At 70.0% G+C, this 20,668-nt stretch carries 17 protein-coding genes; 10 read left to right on the forward strand and 7 right to left on the reverse strand.

Going from position 1 to position 20,668, the window contains the following annotated elements; all coding sequences use genetic code 11:
- Positions 1-19 precede the first annotated feature (19 nt).
- Positions 20-766, reverse strand: coding sequence for a FadR/GntR family transcriptional regulator (locus ACFFGE_RS04490; protein ID WP_376834701.1), 747 nt, complete (start codon positions 764-766; stop codon positions 20-22).
- A 162-nt stretch (positions 767-928) separates the two neighbouring features.
- Here ACFFGE_RS04490 and ACFFGE_RS04495 point away from each other — a divergent pair, with 162 nt between their 5' ends.
- The 7 genes from ACFFGE_RS04495 to ACFFGE_RS04525 all read left to right on the forward strand — a co-directional run bounded on the left by ACFFGE_RS04495 (position 929) and on the right by ACFFGE_RS04525 (position 10,025).
- Positions 929-3,352 carry a glycoside hydrolase family 3 N-terminal domain-containing protein gene (locus ACFFGE_RS04495; protein ID WP_376834703.1) on the forward strand — a complete coding sequence of 808 codons (2,424 nt, stop codon included), beginning with the start codon at positions 929-931 and terminating at the stop codon, positions 3,350-3,352.
- A 19-nt stretch (positions 3,353-3,371) separates the two neighbouring features.
- Complete coding sequence (locus tag ACFFGE_RS04500) at positions 3,372-4,553, forward strand: fumarylacetoacetate hydrolase family protein (protein WP_376834705.1); 1,182 nt, start codon at positions 3,372-3,374, stop codon at positions 4,551-4,553.
- Positions 4,528-5,283, forward strand: coding sequence for a D-xylose 1-dehydrogenase (xylB, locus tag ACFFGE_RS04505; protein ID WP_376834707.1), 756 nt, complete (start codon positions 4,528-4,530; stop codon positions 5,281-5,283). The genes ACFFGE_RS04500 and xylB overlap by 26 nt, the downstream gene beginning before the upstream one ends.
- Positions 5,284-5,333: 50 nt before the next feature.
- On the forward strand, positions 5,334-6,764 hold the full coding sequence (locus ACFFGE_RS04510; RefSeq protein WP_376834709.1) for a sugar porter family MFS transporter: 1,431 nt from the start codon (positions 5,334-5,336) through the stop codon (positions 6,762-6,764).
- Positions 6,765-6,840: 76 nt separating this feature from the next.
- Positions 6,841-8,283 (forward strand): aldehyde dehydrogenase family protein, encoded by a 1,443-nt coding sequence (locus ACFFGE_RS04515; RefSeq protein ID WP_376834711.1) that lies wholly within the window; start codon positions 6,841-6,843, stop codon positions 8,281-8,283.
- A gap of 6 nt (positions 8,284-8,289) precedes the next feature.
- Positions 8,290-9,147, forward strand: coding sequence for an SMP-30/gluconolactonase/LRE family protein (locus ACFFGE_RS04520; RefSeq protein WP_376834713.1), 858 nt, complete (start codon positions 8,290-8,292; stop codon positions 9,145-9,147).
- Positions 9,144-10,025, forward strand: a complete 882-nt coding sequence (locus tag ACFFGE_RS04525; RefSeq protein ID WP_376834715.1) for an aldose 1-epimerase — start codon at positions 9,144-9,146, stop codon at positions 10,023-10,025. The genes ACFFGE_RS04520 and ACFFGE_RS04525 overlap by 4 nt, the downstream gene beginning before the upstream one ends.
- On the opposite strand, the gene ACFFGE_RS04530 is transcribed toward ACFFGE_RS04525, so the two are convergent.
- Entirely contained in the window at positions 9,994-12,162 is a 2,169-nt protein-coding gene (locus ACFFGE_RS04530) for an alpha-glucuronidase family glycosyl hydrolase (protein WP_376834717.1), read from the reverse strand. The genes ACFFGE_RS04525 and ACFFGE_RS04530 overlap by 32 nt on opposite strands.
- 210 nt (positions 12,163-12,372) lie before the next feature.
- On the opposite strand from ACFFGE_RS04530, the gene ACFFGE_RS04535 reads away from it, so the two are divergent.
- Both ACFFGE_RS04535 and ACFFGE_RS04540 read left to right on the forward strand, forming a co-directional pair.
- A complete protein-coding gene (locus tag ACFFGE_RS04535) occupies positions 12,373-13,419 on the forward strand; it encodes a LacI family DNA-binding transcriptional regulator (RefSeq protein ID WP_376834719.1) in 1,047 nt (348 codons plus the stop codon).
- A gap of 47 nt (positions 13,420-13,466) precedes the next feature.
- Positions 13,467-14,297 carry a glycoside hydrolase family 16 protein gene (locus ACFFGE_RS04540; RefSeq protein ID WP_376834721.1) on the forward strand — a complete coding sequence of 277 codons (831 nt, stop codon included), beginning with the start codon at positions 13,467-13,469 and terminating at the stop codon, positions 14,295-14,297.
- 3 nt (positions 14,298-14,300) lie between these two features.
- Here ACFFGE_RS04540 and guaA read toward each other — a convergent pair whose 3' ends face one another.
- Genes guaA through guaB form a run of 4 tightly spaced genes read right to left on the reverse strand, consistent with a single transcriptional unit; the run spans position 14,301 to position 18,992 of the window.
- Positions 14,301-15,854: a glutamine-hydrolyzing GMP synthase gene (guaA, locus tag ACFFGE_RS04545; protein WP_376834723.1), complete on the reverse strand. Its 1,554-nt coding sequence runs from the start codon at positions 15,852-15,854 to the stop codon at positions 14,301-14,303.
- Positions 15,851-17,119 carry an RsmB/NOP family class I SAM-dependent RNA methyltransferase gene (locus ACFFGE_RS04550; protein WP_376834725.1) on the reverse strand — a complete coding sequence of 423 codons (1,269 nt, stop codon included), beginning with the start codon at positions 17,117-17,119 and terminating at the stop codon, positions 15,851-15,853. Before ACFFGE_RS04550 ends, guaA begins: the two co-directional genes overlap by 4 nt.
- Positions 17,116-17,529: an MAPEG family protein gene (locus tag ACFFGE_RS04555; RefSeq protein ID WP_376834728.1), complete on the reverse strand. Its 414-nt coding sequence runs from the start codon at positions 17,527-17,529 to the stop codon at positions 17,116-17,118. Before ACFFGE_RS04555 ends, ACFFGE_RS04550 begins: the two co-directional genes overlap by 4 nt.
- Positions 17,530-17,534: 5 nt before the next feature.
- Positions 17,535-18,992, reverse strand: a complete 1,458-nt coding sequence (gene guaB / locus ACFFGE_RS04560; protein ID WP_376834730.1) for an IMP dehydrogenase — start codon at positions 18,990-18,992, stop codon at positions 17,535-17,537.
- A gap of 130 nt (positions 18,993-19,122) precedes the next feature.
- On the opposite strand from guaB, the gene ACFFGE_RS04565 reads away from it, so the two are divergent.
- Complete coding sequence (locus ACFFGE_RS04565; RefSeq protein ID WP_376834733.1) at positions 19,123-19,647, forward strand: DUF2061 domain-containing protein; 525 nt, start codon at positions 19,123-19,125, stop codon at positions 19,645-19,647.
- A gap of 6 nt (positions 19,648-19,653) precedes the next feature.
- On the opposite strand, the gene ku is transcribed toward ACFFGE_RS04565, so the two are convergent.
- Positions 19,654-20,517, reverse strand: a complete 864-nt coding sequence (gene ku, locus ACFFGE_RS04570) for a non-homologous end joining protein Ku (protein WP_376834735.1) — start codon at positions 20,515-20,517, stop codon at positions 19,654-19,656.
- Positions 20,518-20,668 lie beyond the last annotated feature (151 nt).

A 20,668-nucleotide genomic window follows, 5' to 3' on the forward strand; every position in this document is an offset into this window, starting at 1 on the left:
TCCGACTTGGCAATGCGCCTCAGCGCTCGGCCAACGCCTCCGCCGTCTGCGACAGGGCGTTGGCCACCAGCACCTCCATGGCGCGGCGGGCGGTGTCGGCGTCCCGCGCCTCGATGGCGTCAAACACCGCCCAGTGCTCGGGCATGGGGTCCGGCGGCAGCTTGTGCTTGCGGCCCTTGTAGAAGGTGGTCCAGCGCACCCCCGCCCCGATCGTCGAGGCGAGGCTCGCCAGGGGCGGATTGCCGGTCGCGTCCAGCACCGCCTGGTGGAAGTCCCGGTCGGCCGCCTGCCCCGCCTCGGTCTTGAGCGTCAGCCGCTGCATGTCCTCCAGCGCCCGGCGCATGGTCGCCAGCTGGACCTCGCTGCGGCGTGCGGCCGCCAGAGCGGCCGCCGCGGGTTCGATAATCATCCGCAGCTCGAACAGCCCGTCGACCACCTCGCGCGACGGCTCCGCCTCGAAGAACCAGGCCAGGACATCGGGATCGAGCAGGTTCCAGCGCGTCATCTCCGTGACCCGTGTGCCCACCCGCGGCCGGCTCTCGACCAGTCCCTTCGCCGCCAGGATTCGCACCGCCTCCCGGTAGGCGCTGCGCGACACCTTCAACCGCTCGCTGAACTCGATCTCGTTGCTCAGGATCTCGCCGGGCTTGTGCCGGCCGGATGTGATCGCCACGCCCAGATCGTGGGCGATCGAGCCGTGCAGCCTCTGCTTGCCGCCTTCGCGGGTGCGCGAACGGGTTGAAAAGGCTGAAGAAGAATCCGGCATGCGTCGAATCGTCCGAGGCCGCCCTCAGGGGCGCGGGCGAATACTACCACTTGATGGGCGTCGGGAGTCGGTTGACGGCGGCGGCGAGCCGCATCATCGTGATGATAGCGCTATCATCGCTGGACGACCTCGGTCGAACCAGCGGGTTGACGGGAGGACTGCATGACCATCGCCAACGGCCGAACCATCACGCTCGCGCGCCGCACCTTCGTGACCGGCCTCCTCGGAGCCGTCGCCGCCGCGCCGCTGGCCGGCGTCGCTCGCGCCCAGGCCGCCCGACCGGAAGCGGGGGCGCTGTATCGCGACGCCTCCCAGCCTGTGGCCGCCCGCGTCGAGGACCTGCTGCGGCGCATGACGCTGGAGGAGAAGGTCGCCCAGATGGTCGGCATCTGGGAGAAGAAGGGCGACATCCAGGAGCCGAACGGCGACTTCTCGCCGGCCAGGGCGTCCGCCGCCCACCCCCACGGCCTCGGCCAGATCTCGCGACCGTCGGACTTCCGCGGCGTCGATCCTTCGGTCAACGGCGCGGCCGGCGCCGCCGGCGACGCGGTCAATCGCGACGGCCCGCAGACGGTCGACTACATCAACGCGGCCCAGCGCTGGGCCATCGAGCAGACCCGGCTGGGCATCCCCATCCTGATGCATGAGGAGGCCCTGCACGGCTACACCGCCCGCGGCGCGACCAGCTTTCCGCAATCCATAGCCCTCGCCTCGACCTGGGACCCGGCCCTCGTCACCCGCGTTTTCTCCGTCGCCGCGCGGGAGATGCGCGCCCGGGGCGCCCAGCTGGCGCTGGCTCCGGTGGTCGACGTCGCCCGCGACCCGCGCTGGGGCCGCATCGAGGAGACCTACGGCGAGGACCCGCACCTGGTCTCCGAGATCGGCCTGGCCGCCATCCGCGGCTACCAGGGCGAGACCCTGCCGCTGGCCCCGGACAAGGTGCTGGTCACGCTGAAGCACATGACCGGCCACGGTCAGCCGGAGAACGGCACCAACGTCGGCCCGGCCAACATCTCCGAGCGGACGCTGCGCGAGAACTTCTTCCCGCCGTTCGAGCGCGCCGTGACCGAGCTGCCGGTCATGTCGGTGATGGCCTCCTACAACGAGATCGACGGCCTGCCGTCCCACGCCAACCGCTGGCTGCTGCACGACGTTCTGCGCCAGGAGTGGGGCTTCAAGGGCGCGGTGGTCTCGGACTACTTCGCCATCCGTGAGCTGAACACGCGCCACCGCATGTTCCGCACGATCGAAGAGGCCGCCGTCCGGGCGCTGGACGCGGGCGTGGACATCGAGCTGCCCGACGGCGAGGGCTACGTCCATCTCCCCGAGCTGGTGCGGTCCGGCCGCGTGACGGAGGCCCAGATCGACGACGCCGTCCGCCGTCTGCTGACGATGAAGTTCCTGTCGGGCGTGTTCGAACAGCCCTACGCGGACCCGGACGCGGCTGAGTCCCTCACCGCGACCCCGGACGCCGTGGCCCTGGCGCGCGAGGCGGCCGGCCGGGCGATGATCCTGCTCAAGAACGACGGCGTCCTGCCCCTGAACCCGGCGCGCCTGCGCAAGCTCGCGGTGCTCGGCACCCACGCGCGCGACACGCCGATCGGCGGCTATTCGGACGTGCCGCGCCACGTGGTCAGCGTGGTCGAGGGGCTGGAGGCCGCGGCCGGCGACCGCTTCGACGTGGTCTATTCCGAGGGCGTTCGCCTGACCAAGAGCCGGGTCTGGGCCGCCGACCTGGTCGAACCCGTCGAGCCCGAGGTCAACGCCCGCCTCATCGAACAGGCCGTCGCCGACGCCCGCGACGCCGACGTGATCCTCATGGTGCTGGGCGAGAACGAACAGCTCAGCCGCGAGGCCTGGGCCGACGCCCACCTCGGCGACCGCGACACGCTCGAGCTGTTCGGCCAGCAGATGGATCTGGCGCGCGCCGTCTTCGCCCTGAACAAGCCCACGGTCGTGCTGCTGCTGAACGGCCGCCCGCTGGCGGTGACCGAGCTGGCGGAACGCGCCGACGCCCTGATCGAGGGCTGGTATCTGGGCCAGGAGACCGGTCACGCCGTCGCCGACGTCCTGCTCGGGCGCGTCAATCCGGGTGGCAAGCTGCCGGTCACCATCCCCCGCGGCGTCGGCCAGCTGCCGATGTTCTACAACCACAAGCCGACGTCGCGCCGGGGCTATCTGTTCGGCGACACCTCGCCCCTGTTCCCCTTCGGCTTCGGCCTGTCCTACACCACCTTCGAGATGTCGGCCCCCCGGCTGGCGCGCGCCACGATCCGCAACGGCGAGACGGTCCGGGTCGAGGTGGACGTGCGCAACACCGGCCGTGTGCGCGGAGACGAGGTGGTCCAGCTCTACGTGCGCGACGACCACGCCTCGGTCACGCGGCCGGTCAAGGAGCTGAAGCACTTCCAGCGCGTCACGCTGGAGCCGGGCGCCGCGACGACCGTCACCTTCGAGGTGGGCCCGAAGGACCTTTGGTTCTGGAACGTCGACATGGAACGGGTGGTCGAGCCAGGGACCTTCACCCTGATGGCCGGCCCCAACTCGGTCGATCTGAAGACCGCCACCCTGACGGTCGCGGCTTGATAGGGGGCTCCGGGGGCGAATGACGACATTGGTGAATGACCTTCCGGCCGATTGGCGGGAGGGCGTGTTTCTGGGCCGCCTGGCCCTGCCCGAGGGCCCGACGCCGGTGCTGGTGCGCGACGGGCGTGTGATCGACATCAGCGGATGGGCGCCGACCTCGGCCCAGGCCGGCGCGCGGGAGGACCTCGCAACCGCCACCGGCCGCGATCTCGGCGATCTTGACGCGCTCGGCCTGAGCGCCGCCTATCAGGCGCCCGATCGGTCGCCTCGCCTGTTGTCGCCCCTCGACCTGCAGTGCGTGAAGGCGTCGGGCGTCACCTTCGCGGTGTCGGCCGTCGAGCGCGTCATCGAGGAGCGGGCGCGCGGCGACGCGGACAAGGCCCAGGCCATCCGCGCGGCGCTGGCCGACCGCGTCGGCGCCGACCTGTCCGCCGTCAGGCCGGGCTCCGATCAGGCGTTCGCCCTGAAGGACGCGCTGATCGCCGACGGACTGTGGTCCCAGTACCTCGAGGTCGCGATCGGCAAGGACGCCGAGATCTTCACCAAGGCGCCGGTGCTGTCCTCGGTCGGCTGGGGCGACTGGGTCGGCGTGCGCCCCGACAGCGTCTGGAACAACCCCGAGCCCGAGGTGGTGGTCGTGGTCGACCCGACCGGTCGCGTCATCGGCGCGACGCTGGGCAACGACGTGAACCTGCGCGACATCGAAGGCCGTTCTGCGCTGCTGCTCGGCAAGGCCAAGGACAACAACGCCTCGGCCGCGCTGGGCCCCTTCATCCGCCTGTTCGACGGCGGCTTCACCCTCGACGACGTGCGCGACGCGAAGGTGGCGCTGCGGGTCGAGGGCGAGGACGGCTTCGTGCTGGAGGGCGCCTCCTCCATGCGCCTCATCAGCCGCGATCCGCTGGACCTCGTCGGCCAGACGCTGAACGAAAACCACCAGTATCCCGACGGCTTCGCCCTTTACCTCGGGACCATGTTCGCGCCGATCCAGGACCGCGACGCGCCGGGCCAGGGCTTCACCCACAAGACCGGCGATCTCGTCACCGTATCCTCGGAGCGGCTGGGGACGCTGCGCAACCGCGTGACCACCAGCGACAAGGCCCCTCCGTGGCGCTTCGGCCTGGTGGATCTGATGTACAATCTGGCCGGTCGCGGCCTTCTTGAGGAGCGACCGCATGAACGCCGTCTATCCATCGCTTAAGGACAAGCTCGTCGTCGTCACGGGGGGAGGGTCCGGAATCGGGGCCGCCTTCACCGAGGCCTTCGCCCGACAGGGCGCGAAGGTCTTCTTCCTCGACGTCATGGAGGCGGAGTCCCGCGCGCTGGAGGCGTCGCTGAAGCACCTGCCCGCGCCGCCCGGCTTCGTCCAATGCGACCTGACCGACCTCAAGCGGCTCAAGACCTGTCTGGCGGACATCGGCGCGGTGCACGGCACGCCCGACGTGCTGGTCAACAACGCCGCCAACGACGACCGTCATGCGCTGGCCGAGGTCACGCCCGAATACTGGGACGACCGCATCGCGGTGAACCTGCGCCACCTCTACTTCGCCACCCAGGCCGTGGCGCCGGGCATGCGGGCGCGCGGCAAGGGCGTGATCCTGAACCTCGGCTCCATCTCCTGGCATCTCGGACTGCCGGACCTATCGATCTACGAGACCGCCAAGGCCGGGATCGAGGGCATGACCCGGGCCCTGGCGCGGGAGCTCGGGGCCGACGGGGTCCGCGTCTGCTGCATCGTGCCGGGCAATGTTCAAACGCCGCGACAGATGAAATGGTACACCCCGGAAGGGGAAGCCGAGATCGTCGCCGCCCAGTGCCTGAAGGGCCGCATCCAGCCCGCCGACGTGGCGTCGCTGGGTCTGTTCCTGGCCTCGGACGACGCGCGCTTCGTCACCGGGCATGAGTTTTTCGTCGACGCCGGCTGGAGATAGGCGGCGGGGGTCAACCGGGGTCGCTCAAGAACCCCTTGGGAGGATGTGAAATGGCTGGACCAACAGGGGCTTCCAGCCCCGACATCGCGGGCTCGGACCGCGTCAACATGGGCTTCATCGTCGCCATCGTGGCGGTGGCGACCATCGGCGGGCTTCTGTTCGGCTACGACAGCGGCGCGGTCAACGGCACCCAGGCGGGCCTGACGAAGGCGTTCGGACTCGACTCGACCAGCCTCGGCTTCACCGTCGGCTCGCTGCTGATCGGCTGCGCGGCGGGGGCCTTCTTCGCCGGGCGTCTGGCCGACGCCGTCGGCCGCCGCACGGTCATGATCCTGGCCGCCATCCTGTTCGTGGCCGGCGCCCTCATTCAGGGGCTGACCGACGTGCACGAGCTGTTCGTCGCCGCGCGCTTCGCCGGCGGCATGGCCGTGGGCGCCGCCAGCGTGCTGTCCCCGCTCTACATCTCCGAGGTGGCCCCCGCCCGCATCCGCGGCCGGATGAGCACGGTCCAGCAGGTGATGATCATCACCGGCCTGACCGCCGCCTTCGTGGTCAACTACTTCCTGGCCCGCCAGGCCGGCACCTCGCTGGGCCAGATCGCGGGCACCGAGGCCTGGCGCTGGATGTACCTGGCCCAGGCCGCGCCGGCCGTGGTCTTCCTGGTCGCCCTGTTCTTCATCCCCGAGAGCCCTCGCTACCTCGTCAGCCGCCGTCGCGAGGACCAGGCCCGCGCCGTCCTTACCCGGCTGTTCGGGGCCGAGGCGGCGGACCGCAAGCTGGTCGAGATCCGCGCCAGCTTCTCCCAGGACCACCGCCCCAGCTTCGCCGACATCGCCGCCAAGGGCACGGTGTTCCGGCCCATCGTCTGGGCCGGCATCATGCTGGCGACCTTCCAGCAGTTCGTCGGCATCAACATCATCTTTTACTACGGCGAGACCCTGTGGCGGCTCGCCGGCGTTTCCGAGGCCGTGGCCCTGGAGCGCAACATCATTTCCGGCGCCGTCTCGATCGCGGCGGTGTTCGCGGCCCTGGCCGTCATCGACAAGGTCGGCCGGAAACCCCTCCTGATGATCGGCTCGGTCGGCATGGCCCTGTCGCTCGGCGCCATGACCTGGGCCTTCTCGGGCGCAAGCCAGGACGCGGCCGGCAACCTCGCGCTGAACGAGACCGCCGGCCTGACGGCGCTCGTCGCCGCCAACCTCTACGTCATCTTCTTCAACTTCAGCTGGGGCCCGGTCATGTGGGTCATGCTGGGCGAGATGTTCCCCAACCAGATGCGCGGCTCGGCCCTGGCCATCGCGGGTCTGGCCCAATGGGGCGCGAACTATCTGGTGGTGCAGAGCTTCCCGGCTATGGCCGACGGGCTGGGCCTGGCGGCGACCTATGCGATGTACACCGCCGCCGCGGTCGTCAGCTTCTTCCTCGTCCGCTCCTTCATCCAGGAAACCAAGGGCAAGGAACTGGAAGACATGACCGGCTGATCCTAAGTTGGATTAGTCAGACAATTCCCGGAAGGCGGCGCTCCCCCGCCGCCTTCGTCACATCAGGAGACCCGCTATGGCCGAGACGCTGGAGCTTTCCCACTGGATCAACGGCGAGAAGGTCGGCGGCGACCGCCCCGCCGAGAGCCTGAACCCGTCCGATACGCGTGACGTGGTGGCCCGCACGCCGGACGGCTCCGAGAGCGACGTCGACGCCGCCGTCCAGGCCGCCCGCGACGCCTTCCCCGCCTGGTCGCAGGCCTCGCCCGAGGTGCGCTCCGACATCCTGGACCGCGCGTCGAACCTCTTGATGGAGCGCCGTGAGGCCGTCGGCCGTCTGCTGTCGCGCGAAGAGGGCAAGACCCTTCCCGAAGGCATCGGCGAGACGATGCGCGCGGCCCGCATCCTCAAGTATTTCGCCGGCGAAGCTCTGCGCCTGCACGGCCAGAACCTGCCCTCCGTCCGTCCCGGCGTGGAGATCCAGACCTATCGCCAGGCCGTCGGCGTCTACGGCCTGATCACGCCGTGGAACTTCCCCATCGCCATTCCGGCCTGGAAGGCGGCGCCCGCGCTGGCCTTCGGCAACACCGTGGTCCTGAAGCCCGCCGGTCCGACCCCGGCCACCGCCGAGGCGCTGGTCGCCATCCTGCATGAGGCCGGCCTGCCCAAGGGCGTGCTCAACATGGTCATCGGCCGGGGCCGCGTGGGCCAGGCCATCGTCGACCACCCCGGCGTGGACGGCGTCAGCTTCACCGGCTCGCAAGGGGTCGGGGCGGGCGTCGCCGCCGGCGCGGTCAAGCGTCAGGCCCGGGTGCAGCTGGAGATGGGCGGCAAGAATCCGCTGATCGTCATGGACGACGCCGACCTCGACCGCGCCGTGGCCGTCGCGCTGGACGGCAGCTTCTTCGCCACCGGACAGCGGTGCACCGCCTCCAGCCGCCTGATCGTCCAGGACGGCATTCACGACCGCTTCGTCGAAGCCCTGGCCGAGAAGGTGAAGGGGCTGAAGGTCGGCGACGCGCTGGACAGCACGACCAACATCGGTCCGGCGGTGTCCGAGGACCAGCGCGAGACCTCCTATCGCTACATCGACGTGGCGCGCGAGGAAGGCGGCCGGATCGTCACCGGCGGCGGTCGTCTGAACCTCGACAAGCCCGGCTGGTACGTCGAGCCGACCCTGATCGCCGACACGCACGCCACCTCGCGCATCAACCGCGAGGAGGTGTTCGGCCCGGTCGCCTCCACGATCCGCGTCAAGTCGTTTGAGGAGGCGCTGGAGATCGCCAACGGCGTCGAGTTCGGCCTGTCCGCCGGCATCGTCACCCAGTCGCTGAAGCACGCCCGCGAGTTCCAGCGGCTGGCCAAGGCGGGCATGACCATGGTCAACCTGCCCACCGCCGGCGTCGACTACCATGTGCCGTTCGGCGGCACGAAGGCCTCCTCATACGGGCCGCGCGAGCAGGGATTCGCGGCGCAGGAGTTCTTCACCTTGACCAAGACCAGCTACTCGGCGAGCTAGGCCCGCATGACCCCACCCGAGCTCGTCTGGGACGTCCGCTGCGAACTGGGCGAAGGCCCGGTCTGGGTGGCGTCGGACCGCGCTGTCTGGTTCGTCGACATCAAGGGTCGGCGCCTGCACCGCTACGGCGTCGACGACGCGTCCCGGACCAGCTGGGACGCGCCCGACCAGATCGGCTTCGCCCTGCCGGCCGAGGACGGCTCGCTGATCTGCGGCGTGCGCGGCGGCCTCCACCGCTTCACCGCCGAGGACGGGACCTTCTCCCTGTTCCAGCCTGTTGAGGCGGAGCGCCCCGGCAACCGGCTGAACGACGGCTTCGTGTCGCCGGACGGGGCCCTGTGGTTCGGGTCGATGGACGACGCGGAGGCGGCGCGCACCGGCGCCGTCTACCGCTGGTTCCGGGGCGAGCTTCAGCGAATGGACGACGGCTGGGGCGTCACCAACGGACCGGCCCTGTGTCCCGAGGGCAAGACCCTCTACCACCACGACACGCTGGAGAAGACGGTCTGGGCCTTCGACCACGCCGATGGCCGGATCAGCAACCGGCGCCTGTTCTGCACCACCGAGGACGGCTATCCGGACGGCCCGAGCGTCGACGCCGAGGGCACGCTGCATATCGGCCTCTACGGCGGCTGGGGTGTGGACCGCTACGCGCCGGACGGAACCCGGCTGGAGAAGATCAAGCTGCCCGTGCCGAACGTGACCAAGGCCGCCTTCGCCGGCGACGACCTGAAGGATCTCTACTGCACCAGCGCCTGGATGGGCCTGGACGCCGAGGGCCGCGCGCGCAGCCCCAGCGCCGGCGGACTGTTCCGCCTGCGGGTCGACACCCCGGGCCTGCCCCAAAACCTGATCCGGCTTTGATCGCGCGCGCCTGCGGCGACTGGCGCCTGACGCTCAGGCCGGACCTGGGCGGGGCGGTGGCCGGTCTGACCTGGCGCGGCGAGCCGGTGCTGCGGCCGACGCCGGATGACGCCGCCGACGTGCTGCGGACCGCCTGCTTCCCGCTCCTGCCCTACGCCAACCGCATCGCCGAGGCGGCCTTCGCCTGGCGGGGACGGTCCATCAGCCTGCGGCCCAGCCCCGGCTTCGAGCCGCACGCCCTGCATGGCGTCGGCTGGCGCACCCCCTGGACCGTCGAGGCGGGCGACGGTCATCAAGTCGCGCTCACCTTCGACCACGTCGCCGACGATGACTGGCCCTGGGCCTTCACCGCGCGTCAGGTGTTCGCCGTGGACGAGGCCGGGCTCTCGATCCAGCTCGCCCTGACCAACCGGGCCGACCAGTCGGCGCCGGCGGGGCTCGGGCTTCATCCGTACTTCGTGCGAACCGCCGAGACGCGTCTCGGACTGCGTGCGCCCGAGGTCTGGCTCAGCGACCCCACTTTGATCCCGCGAAGACTGGCCCCCTCGGCCGAGCTCGTCGACTGGTCCGCCCGCCCGCGCCTCGCCGACGTCCCGCCGATCGACCACGCCTATGCGAACTGGACGGGCCCGGCCGAGCTGATCGAGCCCCACCGCCGCCTGCGCCTCTCCGCCTCGCCGAACGCGGCCTGGGTCCACGTCTTCACCCCGGCGGGCGAGGACTTCGTCTGCGTCGAGCCTGTCACCCACCGCCCGGACGCGGTCAACGCCCCGGCCGGGGAGGCGTCCGGCCTGATGTCCCTCGCTCCGGGGGAGACCCTCGCCATGTCGATGCGCGTCGAGGCGGTCACCAGTGACCGGGCGCCTCCGGGAAGCTGAGCGCCCGGTAGTGGTCCAGGCCGTGCTCAGGCTCCCGCGCGCCCTCCGGCAACGGCCGATCCGCGAAGACGCGGAAATAGGCGATGGAGGCGTCGCGCCACCACCGGGCCTCCTCTTTCTGGATCGATAGGAAGGCCGCGACCTCCTCGAAACGCTGGTCGTCGACGAAGGGCCTCAGGCGCGCCCAGGTGTCCTGCATCTCGCCGACCGTCGCCACGCCGCGATCGTAGCGGCCGACCAGCTCCTCCCACAGCGTCCGGCCGGACCGCATCCGCCGGTCCCAGGGGACATGGTGGAACCACAGCAGCAGGTCCTCCTCGACCACGTCGGGATCGCCGAACCGCGCCGCCACCTCCGGCGCGTACTGCGCCACGGCGTTCGACCCGCTCGCCGTCCGGTCGAAGCCGATTCCTTCCGCATTCGCCCGGTGATAGTAGACGGGGTTCCACTCCGGCCGCGCCAGATCGTCGACCCAGGGCCCCGGCCCATAGTGATGTCCGGTCGCCATCAGGTGGTGCAGCCCCAGCGGCGTCATGTAGTCCACCACCGCCTGGCGCGACCCCATCATCATCGTCACCGCCGGCTCCACGAAACGCGGATCGGGCGTGAAGGTCATCGCGGCCCATTCACGGGCGATCGTCTCGGCGTCGGCCGCCTGAGGGTCCCAGGCCATGCGGCCGAAGGCGTACCAGTTGGCCTGGTCGAAGTGGCTGCCGGACCAGTTCCGGTCAGAGCCGATGTTGGCCACCCCGGCCATGCCCGTAAGCCGGTGGCCGAAGGCGGTCCCGTCGATCACCTTCGCGACCGTGGAGCCCTGGCTCGGACACCAGGTGTCGGCTCGCAACACCTCCTCCCACATCGTCCCGAGGTAGGCCAGGTGGGTGGCGAACCCCAGGTACTCCTTGGTGATCTGCAGCTCGAGCATCAGGGGCGTCCGCGGCATGGCCCCGAACAGGGGATGGAACGGCTCGCGGGGCTGGAAGTCGATGGCCCCGTTCTTGACCTGGACCAGCACATTTTCCGCGAACTCGCCGTCCAGAGGTTCGAACTCCAGGTTCGCCTGCTTGTGCCGGTCCTCCGGGTTTTCGGCCGCATAGACGAAGGCCCTCCACATGACGACGCCGCCGTGGGGCGCCAGCGCCTCGGCCAACATGTTGGCGCCGTCCGCATGGGTACGGCCGAAGTCCTGCGGTCCGGGCTGGCCCTCGGAGTTCGCCTTGACCAGAAAGCCGCCGAAGTCCGGGATCGCGGCGTAGATCTCTTCGGCCTTGGCCCGCCACCAGGCGCGCACGCGTGGGTCCATCGGATCGGCGGTCGGCAGGCCTCCGATCTCCATGGGCGCGCTGAACCGGGCCGATAGATAGACGCGGATCCCGTAGGGCCTGAACACCTCGGCCAGCGCCGCCGTCTTCGCGATGTATTCGGGCGTCAGGCTGCGCGCGTTGCTGTTGACGTTGTTCAGCACCGTGCCGTTCACCCCGATCGAGGCGTTGGCGCGGGCGTAGTCCTCATAGAGCCGGGGCCTGAAGTCCGGCAGCTTGTGCCAGTCCCAGATCGACTGGCCCGCGTAGCCGCGCTCCACCGTCCGGTCCAGGTTGTCCCAGTGGTTCAGCACCCGCAGGCGCATCGCCGGGCGTGAGCGCACGTCCAGCGCCGCGATGGGCTGTCGCGTCTGCATCCGCCGCAGCAGCTCGAAGGCGCCGTACAGCACGCCGACGTCGGTGTTGCCCGCGATCACCGTCACGGGGCGGCCATCGATCCGCACGGACCGCAGCAGATAGCCCTCCTCGCCGAGGTCGGACAGGGGCAGGTCCAGAGCCGCGATCAGCGCCGAAGTCGCGGGCGTGCCGTAGAGCACCGCCCCCTCCCCCGGCCTGTCCGTGATCGGCGCGTTCCGACCCGTCAGGCCCGACAGGCCGCGCGTCAGTTCGGCGGTGACCCGCATCAGGGTCGGGCTGTCGCCGCCCGGCGTCAGCGACCGGAGGGTGTCGCCGTAGCTCGCCCGCGCCTCGGCGGGCATCGGCCTGTAGCGCAGCCAGAGATCATAGCCGTCCTCGGCCCTGGCCGGGCCGAGCCAGACCGTCGCGATCAGAAGCCCGAGCGCCGCGAGCCACGCCCCGGCATATCCGCCTCTCACGTTCAACACCGCCTCCGTCCCTCGCGTCCGCTCTGCGACCGGTCCGACCGTTCGCGGCGAAATCTGATAGCGCTATCATGGCAGCCGCTCGCGTCGGGGCAAGGGTCGGATCGACAGGGACGCGCGCAGCCCGCCCCCGCTCGCGCGATCCCGCGAACGGGGCTAGAGCGAAGGCGGACGCGCCGGATCGGCGGTTCTCGGAGGGGCGGCTTGAAACCCAGGTCCACACGTCGAAAGGGCGCCGGCCACACCATCATGGACGTGGCCCGGCGGGCCGACGTCTCCCCCATGACCGTCTCGCGCGTCATCAACGGCGAGCGCAACGTCCGCGAAACGACCCGGGCCCGCGTGATCGAGGCGATCCGCGAGCTCGGCTATGCGCCCAATCCCGCCGCCCGCAGCCTGGCCAGCGCCCAGTCCCTCAAGATCGGGCTGCTCTACAGCAACCCCTCGGCCGCCTATCTCAGCGAGTTCCTGCTCGGCGGGCTGGACCAGTGCAGCCGGTCCGGCATCCAGCTGGTCGTGCAGAAGTGCGAACCCGAGGACGAGGCCCAGGCGGTCGAGCACATGGTGGCCAGCGCCGTGGACGGTGTGCTGCTGCCGCCGCCGCTCTGCGACTCCCGCGCCGTCATCGAACGCCTCGACGAAGCCGGTCTCCCGGTCGTGGCCGTGGCCTCCGGCGCCCCGCTGCCCTCCGTGTCGGCGATCCGCATCGACGACCTGGCGGCGGCCGAGGCCATGACCCGGCACCTGATCGCGCTCGGGCACCGCCGCATCGGCTTCATCTTGGGCCACCCCAATCAGACCGCCAGCGGCCTGCGCCACCAGGGCTACCTCCGCGCCCTGAGGGCGGGCGGGATCGCGTCGGATCCGACGATCGTGGCCCAGGGCTATTTCACCTACCATTCCGGCCTCGACGCCGCGGCCGCGCTGCTGACGCTCGAGCCGCGTCCGACCGCGATCTTCGCCAGCAACGACGACATGGCCGCCGCCGCCGTCGCGGTCGCCCATCGCCAGGGGCTCGACGTCCCGCGCGATCTGACGGTCGTCGGCTTCGACGACACGGCCATGGCCACAACCATCTGGCCGCCGCTGACCACGATCCGCCAGCCCGTGGCCGAGATGGCCCGCCACGCGGTCAGCCTGCTGGCCGAGGCCATCCGCCACCGCGCCGAGGGCGCCCCCTCCGAGCTGAAGGGCGAGCTGATGAGCTTCACCCTGGTGACGCGCCATTCCGACGCCCCGCCGGCCTCCTGAGGCCCCGGACCGTTCCACCGCGCCCGTCGATGTGCCTTACTGGCGCCATGACGCGCACCCCCGTCCCCGTCCCCGTCCCCGTCCTCGCCCTCACCCTCGCCATGCTCTTCGCCGCCACTCCGCTCGCGGCCCAGGACGGCCCGGCGGGTCACCGCCTCGTCTGGTCCGACGAGTTCGACCGCGACGGCCCGCCCGACCTGGCCAGGTGGCGCTACGACACCCACGCCAACCGCACCGGCTGGTACAATGACGAGCGGCAGTACTACGCCGCCGATCGCCCGGAGAACGCGCGGGTCGAGGACGGCGTGCTGGTCATCGAGGCGCGACGCGAGCGCCTGGAGCAGGCTGCGGACTTCGGCGGTCAGGACTACACCTCGGCCCGGATGATCAGTCGTCAGGCCTGGACCTACGGCGTCATTCAGGTCCGGGCGCGACTACCCTGCGGCGGCGGGACCTGGCCCGCGATCTGGATGCTGCCGGCCGACCTCGAGTCCTGGCCGATCGACGGCGAGATCGACATCATGGAGCACGTCGGCAACCGGCCCGGCGTCGTGCTCGGCACCGTCCACACCGGCGCTTACAACCATGTGGCCGGCACCCAGAGAGGCGGCGAGATCGTCGTCGCCGACGCCTGCGACGCCTTCCATGTCTATGAGGCGAACTGGACCGCCGACGGTATCGACTTCGCCGTCGATGGACGGACCTTCTTCCGCTTCGGCAACGACGGCGCGGGCGCCAAGCCGACATGGCCGTTCGACCAGCCGTTCGGGCTTCTGCTGAACCTCGCGATCGGGGGCGGATTGGGCGGCGCGGTGGACGACGGCGCCTTCCCCCAGCGCTTCGAGATCGACTGGGTCAGGGTCTGGCGCGCTGAGTGACGGTCACTCCCACTCTATTGTTCCCGGCGGCTTGGATGTCACGTCATAGACGACCCGGTTGACGCCCCGGACCTCGTTGATGATCCGCGTCGCGGTGCGCGCCAGGACGTCCCAGGGGAATTGATAGAAGTCCGCCGTCATGCCGTCGGTGGAGGTCACGGCCCTGAGCGCCAGCACCTTCTCATAGGTGCGGGCATCGCCCATCACGCCCACCGTCTTGACCGGCAACAGCACGGCGAACGCCTGCCAGATCTGGTCGTACAGCCCGGCCTTCCGGATCTCCTCCAGATAGATGGCGTCCGCCTCCTGCAGCGTCGCCACGGCGTCCGGCGTGATCTCGCCGGGGATGCGGATGGCCAGGCCCGGCCCCGGGAAAGGATGGCGGCCCACGAAGGCGTCGGTCAGGCCCAGCTCGCGCCCCAGCGCGCGGACCTCGTCCTTGAACAGTTCGCGCAGGGGCTCGACCAACTTCAGCTTCATATAGTCGGGCAGGCCGCCGACGTTGTGGTGGCTCTTGATCACGTGCGCCTTGCCGCTGGACGACGATACGCTCTCGATCACGTCGGGATAGAGCGTGCCTTGGGCCAGGAACTCCGCGCCCTCGATCTTGGCGGCCTCGCGGTCGAACACCTCGATGAAGACGCGGCCGATGGTCTTCCTCTTGGTCTCCGGGTCCGACTGACCGGCCAGGGCGCCGAGGAACTCCGCCGAGGCGTCCACATGGATCAGGGGGATGTTGTAGTGCTCGCGGAACAGGGTCGTCACCTGTTTGGCCTCGTCCTTCCTCAGCAGGCCGGTATCCACGAAAACGCAGGTCAACTGGTCCCCGATCGCCTCGTGGATCAGCACCGCCGCGACCGATGAATCCACCCCGCCCGACAGGCCGCAGATGACCTTGGCCGACCCGACCTGTTCGCGGATCTGGGCGATCTTCTCGTCACGATAGGCGGCCATGGTCCAGTCGCCCTTCAGCCCCGCGATGCCGTGGGTGAAGTTCCTCAGCATCTGATGGCCACGCGGCGTGTGCATCACCTCCGGATGGAACTGCACGCCATAGAAGCGGCGGCTCTCGTCGGCGATCACCGCATAGGGCGACCCGGCCGAGGAGGCGACGACGTCGAAGCCCTCGGGGATGGCGACGATCTTGTCGCCGTGGCTCATCCACACCGTCTCGTCTTCGCCGACGCCCGCCAGCCCATCCAGCAGCGGCGACGCCCTCTCGACGGTGATCTCCGCCCGGCCGAACTCACGGGTGTGGCCTCCCTCGACCTTGCCGCCCAGCTGTTCGCACATGGTCATCTCGCCGTAGCAGATGCCCAGCACCGGCACGCCGGCCTCGAACACGGCCTGGGGCGCGCGCGGGCTGCCCTCCTCGTGCACGCTCTCTGGCCCGCCCGACAGGATGATCGCCGCCGGGCTCATGGCCGCCATCGCCGCCTCGGCCTTCGCGTAGGGATGGATCTCGCAATAGACGTTCGCCTCGCGCAGGCGCCGAGCGATCAGCTGGGTCACCTGGCTGCCGAAGTCGACGATGAGGACTTTCTGGTGCTGGGTCATGGCGTGCGTTCGTAAAGGGCGAAGAAGAATCCGTCGGTGTTGGTCGAGGCGGGCGACAGGCGCAGGCGGGAGGACTCTGCTCCCCCATAGCGAAGCGTTTGTGGGAGGAGAGACACCGGCCGGAATCCCGGATGCGACGCCTCGAAGGCGTCGGCGCTGGCTTCGTTCTCGCGGCTCAGCATCGAACAGGTGACATAGGCCAGCCGCCCGCCCGGCTTCACCAGCTTCGCCGCCTGACCGAGAATCCGCACCTGCAGCGCGTGCAGCCGCTCGACCTCTTCCGCGGTCAGCCGCCAGGCGTCCTCGGGGCGGCGCCGCCATGTGCCCGATCCACTGCACGGCGCGTCGACGAAGACGAGGTCGGCCCGATCGTTCAAATCCTCCATGCCGCCGCCGTTCTGGCCGATCAGGCGAAGCTCCGCCTCCACGCCCGCCCGCGCCAGCCGGGGTCTGATGTTCTCCAGCCGCTTTGCGACCACGTCGGAGGCGACCAGCGTCCCTTGGCCCCGCATCGCCGCCGCGAGCCCCAGCGTCTTGCCGCCGCCGCCGGCGCAGTAGTCGACCACAGTCATCCCCGGCGCGGCCCCCGCTAGGGCGCAGGCCACCTGGCTGCCCTCGTCCTGGATCTCGACGCGACCGTCCTTGAAGGCCTCCAGCGCCTGCACATTCGGCGGCGGCTCGGCCGCCAGCCTCAGCCCCACTGGCGACCGCAGCGTCCGCTCGGGCGCCAGTCCCGCCTCGCGCAGCTCGGCCTCGACCTCATCCACCGTCGCCTTGGCCGTATTGACCCGCAGGTCGATCGGCGCGCGCGGCTGCATCAGGGCGGCGGCTTCGTCGGCCCAGCGATCCCCGAACGTCTTCTGGAAATCCGCCACCACGAACTCCGGCAGGCCCGCCGCGACCCAGCCCGGCAGCTCGCCTTCGCCCGCCGAAATCCGCGCGCGCTCCTGCTTGGACAATGGATTCGGCCCATAGCCCTCGCCGGAATGCAGGGCCTCGATATCCTCCAGCGCCAGCCCGTCCAGCGCCGCCAGCGAACCGATCACCAGCGCCCGCCCGTCCTCGCGCCCTCCCATGATCCAGCTCAGCCGCCCGCGCGCCCGCAGCACCTTGTAGACGCGGTCGGCGATGGCGCGCCGGTCCTTCGATCCGGCGAACCGGTTCTGCTGGCCCCAAGCCTTCAGCACGGCCTCGGCCGGCTGACGCCCCTGCGCGATCGAGTCCAGGATGGCGGCGGCGGCGGCGAGACGGGCGGCGGGCGTCACGGCAGGAACAGGGCGGCGACCACCGCGAGGAAGCCCAGCATGGCCGCCATCCAGACCACGCCCCGGACATAGGGCACGCCCGCCGCATACAGCGGGATGTACGCCAGCCGCGCCCAGAAGAAGGCTTGCGTCCCCCAGAAGGTCAGCGGCCCGGTCTTGTCGGCCACCACCGCGATCAGCACCGCGCCGACGAACAGCGGCAGGGTCTCCATCAGGTTCGCCTGGGCCCGGGCCAGACGCTCGGTCACGAGGTCGGGCGCGTTCGGCGTCACGTCGCGCGGGCCGGCGTTCCACTTCAGGCCGTTCGCCTTCGTCCGCCCATGCGCGGGCGGAAAGATCGAGACGAAGGCGAGCACCAGCGTCGCCGCCAGCATGGTCAGTTCGGGCGATCCCGCGACGGGCCAGGTCATGAGCGTCATCCCTGCCTGTAGTTCGGCGCCTCGCGCGTGATCATCACGTCGTGGACGTGGCTTTCGCGCAGGCCCGCGTTGGTGATCCGCACGAACTTCGCCCGCGCCTGGAACTCGGCGATCGAGGCGGCGCCGACATAGCCCATGGAGGCGCGAAGCCCGCCGACCAGCTGGTGGATCACCGGCGCGATCGGGCCCTTGTAGGGGGTCTGCCCTTCGATGCCCTCCGGCACCAGCTTCTCGGACGACACTTCCTTCTGGAAGTAGCGGTCCGCCGAGCCGCGCGCCATCGCCCCCACCGAGCCCATGCCGCGATAACTCTTGTAGGAACGGCCCTGGTACAGGAACACCTCGCCCGGGCTCTCGTCCGTGCCGGCGAACATCGAGCCCATCATGGCGACCGAGGCGCCCGCGGCGATGGCCTTGGACAGGTCGCCGGAATACTTGATGCCGCCGTCGGCGATGACCGGGGCCCCGGAGTCCTTCGCCGCGCGGGCCGCGTCAAGAACCGCCGTCAGCTGCGGCACGCCGACGCCCGCCACGATGCGGGTGGTGCAGATCGAGCCCGGCCCGATGCCCACTTTCACCGCGTCCGCGCCCGCGTCGATCAGGGCGCGGGTGGCCTCATAGGTGGCGACGTTGCCGGCGATGATCTGGATGCGGTTGCTCTCGCGCTTGATGCGCTCGACCACCCTGGCGACCGACGAGGAGTGGCCGTGGGCGGTGTCGATCACCACCACGTCGGCTCCGGCCTCGGCCAGGGCCATGGCGCGCTCGTACCCGGCGTCCCCGACGGTGGAGGCGGCCCCGACCAGCAGGCGGCCCTGCTCGTCCTTGGCGGCGTTCGGGAAGGCCTGCGCCTTCTCGATGTCCTTCATCGTGATCAGGCCGACCGCGCGATAGGCCTCGTCCACCACGATCACCCGCTCGATCTTTCGCGTGCGCAGCAGGTGGCGCGCCTCGTCGCGACCGGCGCCCTCGCGCACCGTGACCAGCTCGCCGGTGGTCATCAGGTCCGCGGCCCTCATGTTCGGGTCGCGCTCGAAGCGCATGTCGCGGTTGGTCAGCATCCCCACCAGCCGCCCGCTCTCGCGATCGACCACCGGGAAGCCGGTGATGCGCTTCCGCTCCACGATCTCGCGGACCTCGCCCAGCGTGGTGTCGGGGAAGACGGTGACCGGATTGACCACCATCCCGCTCTCGTACCGCTTCACCGCCCGGACCTGATCGGCCTGTTCGTCGGTGGTCATGTTGCGGTGGATGACCCCCAGACCGCCCGCCTGGGCCATGGCGATGGCCAGCCGGCTCTCGGTCACCGTGTCCATGGCGGACGACAGCAGCGGGATGTTCAGCGTGATGTCGCGGGTCAGTCGCGTCGAGACATCCACCTCTGCGGGCATGACGTCGGATGCGGCCGGTTCGAGCAAAACATCGTCGAAGGTGAGCCCTTCGCGAATCTCCATGAGGAGCCTCCGTTTTGCGGGCCGCGTATAGACCGGCTTTTCGCGGCGCCGCAAGAGCGAGCCCAACCTATCCCGCCGATAAAGAGAATTGCGGTTGCAACCTTCACACGGGGCCGCCACTTAAGCCCGCATGGTCGAGATGGTCATTCGCACGGTGCGGGCCCTGGCGCTGAAGATCGCCAGCTACGCCACCATGCACCTGATCGTGGCCATTCTGGTGGCCTACGCCATCACCCGCGACTGGACCCTGGCGCTCGCCATCGGGATGGTCGAGCCGATCGTGCAGACCTTCGCCTTCGCCGCCCATGACCGGGTCTGGCACCGCATCGAGCGGCGCCGGTTCCTCGATCCGCTCCAGGAAACCGCCGAGGCGGTCGAGGGTCGTCTGGGCTTCCACGACCACCACGCCTGCAACCACACGCTGCCGACGTCCTTCCGGACGCTGGCGTGGAAGACGGTGACCTACGGCGTCATGCACTTCACGGTGGCGGTGCTGGTCGCCTTCGCGCTCAGCGGCGACTGGCGCGTGGCCCTGGCCGTCGGCACGCTGGAGCCCCTGGTCCAGACGGTGTTCTTCACCCTGCACGACCGCGTCTGGGCGCGGATCGAGCGCCGTCGCGCCGAGCGGAAGGCCCGCGAGCTGCAGGCCGCCTGAACGCGGTCAGGCCCGCTTCTTCGCCGGAGTTCTCTTCTTGGCCGGGGCACGCCGCCCCGTCTGCGCCGCACGGGCGGGCGGGCGACGCTCGCCCCCCGACGACCGCTTCAGGCTCTCGCGCAGCGCCGCCATGAGGTCGGTGACCGGCGTGTCCTCCGGCTCCGGCGCCGACACCACCTTCTTGCCCTCCAGCTTGGACTGGATCAGGTCCTTGAGCGCGGTCTCGTAGCGGTCCTCGAAGGTCGAGGGATCGAATGGGCCGGCCTTCTGCTCGATGATCTTCTCGGCGATCTCGAGCATGGCCTTGTCGGGCTTCACCGACGGGATGTCCTCGAACACGGCGGCCGCGTCCCTGACTTCGCCCTTCGTCCTCAGCGTATAGGCCAGGATGCCGTCGTCGCGCGGCTCCAGCGCCATCAGCCGCTCGCGTCCGTGCATCACCAGGCGCGACAGGGCGATCTTGTCGGACCGGCGCATCGCCTCGCGGATCACCGCGAACGGCTCGGCGGCCAGCTTGCCGTCCGGGCGCAGGAAATAGGGTTCGTCCCAGTAGGTGCGATCGATGTCGGCCGCGTCCACGAAGGTCTCGATGTCCAGCACCTTGGTGCTTTCGATGCGGACCGCGTTGATCTCCTCGGGCTCCAGCAGGACGTAGCGGCCCTTCTCGAACTCATAGCCCTTGACCAGGTCCGAGCGCTCGATCGGCCCGGTCTCGGGGTCGGTCGTGACCATGCGGATGCGGTTGTTGGTCTTGGGATTGATCAGGTGGAACGACACGTCGTTCGTGCGGCTCGTGCCGGTGTACAGCGCCACCGGACAGGTCACCAGCGACAGCCTCAGATGGCCGGACCAGGTCGGACGGGGCGCCATGTTCGTTTCCTCCAGCGTCGCTTAACGCGCCGGATCGTTCATTTGTTCAGGAGCTTCGACGCTGAAACGCCTCGAGCGTTCAGACCCTTCGGGGTTTCCAACTCGTCCCATCCCTGTCTAGGTTGCCGCGCCGAGTATCGGAGGGGACGCC

Origin of the sequence: Brevundimonas balnearis (assembly GCF_042434805.1) — a bacterium.
Classification (GTDB): Bacteria; Pseudomonadota; Alphaproteobacteria; order Caulobacterales; family Caulobacteraceae; genus Brevundimonas; species Brevundimonas balnearis.

Excerpts from the sequence above, each read along its gene's own strand:
- ACFFGE_RS04515 (WP_376834711.1), top strand. The coding sequence starts at position 6,841 with ATGGCCGAGACGCTGGAGCTTTCCCACTGGATCAACGGCGAGAAGGTC.
- ACFFGE_RS04490 (WP_376834701.1), bottom strand. The coding sequence starts at position 766 with ATGCCGGATTCTTCTTCAGCCTTTTCAACCCGTTCGCGCACCCGCGAA.
- ACFFGE_RS04565 (WP_376834733.1), top strand. The coding sequence starts at position 19,123 with ATGGTCGAGATGGTCATTCGCACGGTGCGGGCCCTGGCGCTGAAGATC.
- ACFFGE_RS04510 (WP_376834709.1), top strand. The coding sequence starts at position 5,334 with ATGGCTGGACCAACAGGGGCTTCCAGCCCCGACATCGCGGGCTCGGAC.
- ACFFGE_RS04540 (WP_376834721.1), top strand. The coding sequence starts at position 13,467 with ATGACGCGCACCCCCGTCCCCGTCCCCGTCCCCGTCCTCGCCCTCACC.
- ACFFGE_RS04555 (WP_376834728.1), bottom strand. The coding sequence starts at position 17,529 with ATGACCTGGCCCGTCGCGGGATCGCCCGAACTGACCATGCTGGCGGCG.
- guaA (WP_376834723.1), bottom strand. The coding sequence starts at position 15,854 with ATGACCCAGCACCAGAAAGTCCTCATCGTCGACTTCGGCAGCCAGGTG.
- ACFFGE_RS04520 (WP_376834713.1), top strand. The coding sequence starts at position 8,290 with ATGACCCCACCCGAGCTCGTCTGGGACGTCCGCTGCGAACTGGGCGAA.
- guaB (WP_376834730.1), bottom strand. The coding sequence starts at position 18,992 with ATGGAGATTCGCGAAGGGCTCACCTTCGACGATGTTTTGCTCGAACCG.
- ku (WP_376834735.1), bottom strand. The coding sequence starts at position 20,517 with ATGGCGCCCCGTCCGACCTGGTCCGGCCATCTGAGGCTGTCGCTGGTG.
- ACFFGE_RS04495 (WP_376834703.1), top strand. The coding sequence starts at position 929 with ATGACCATCGCCAACGGCCGAACCATCACGCTCGCGCGCCGCACCTTC.
- ACFFGE_RS04500 (WP_376834705.1), top strand. The coding sequence starts at position 3,372 with ATGACGACATTGGTGAATGACCTTCCGGCCGATTGGCGGGAGGGCGTG.
- xylB (WP_376834707.1), top strand. The coding sequence starts at position 4,528 with ATGAACGCCGTCTATCCATCGCTTAAGGACAAGCTCGTCGTCGTCACG.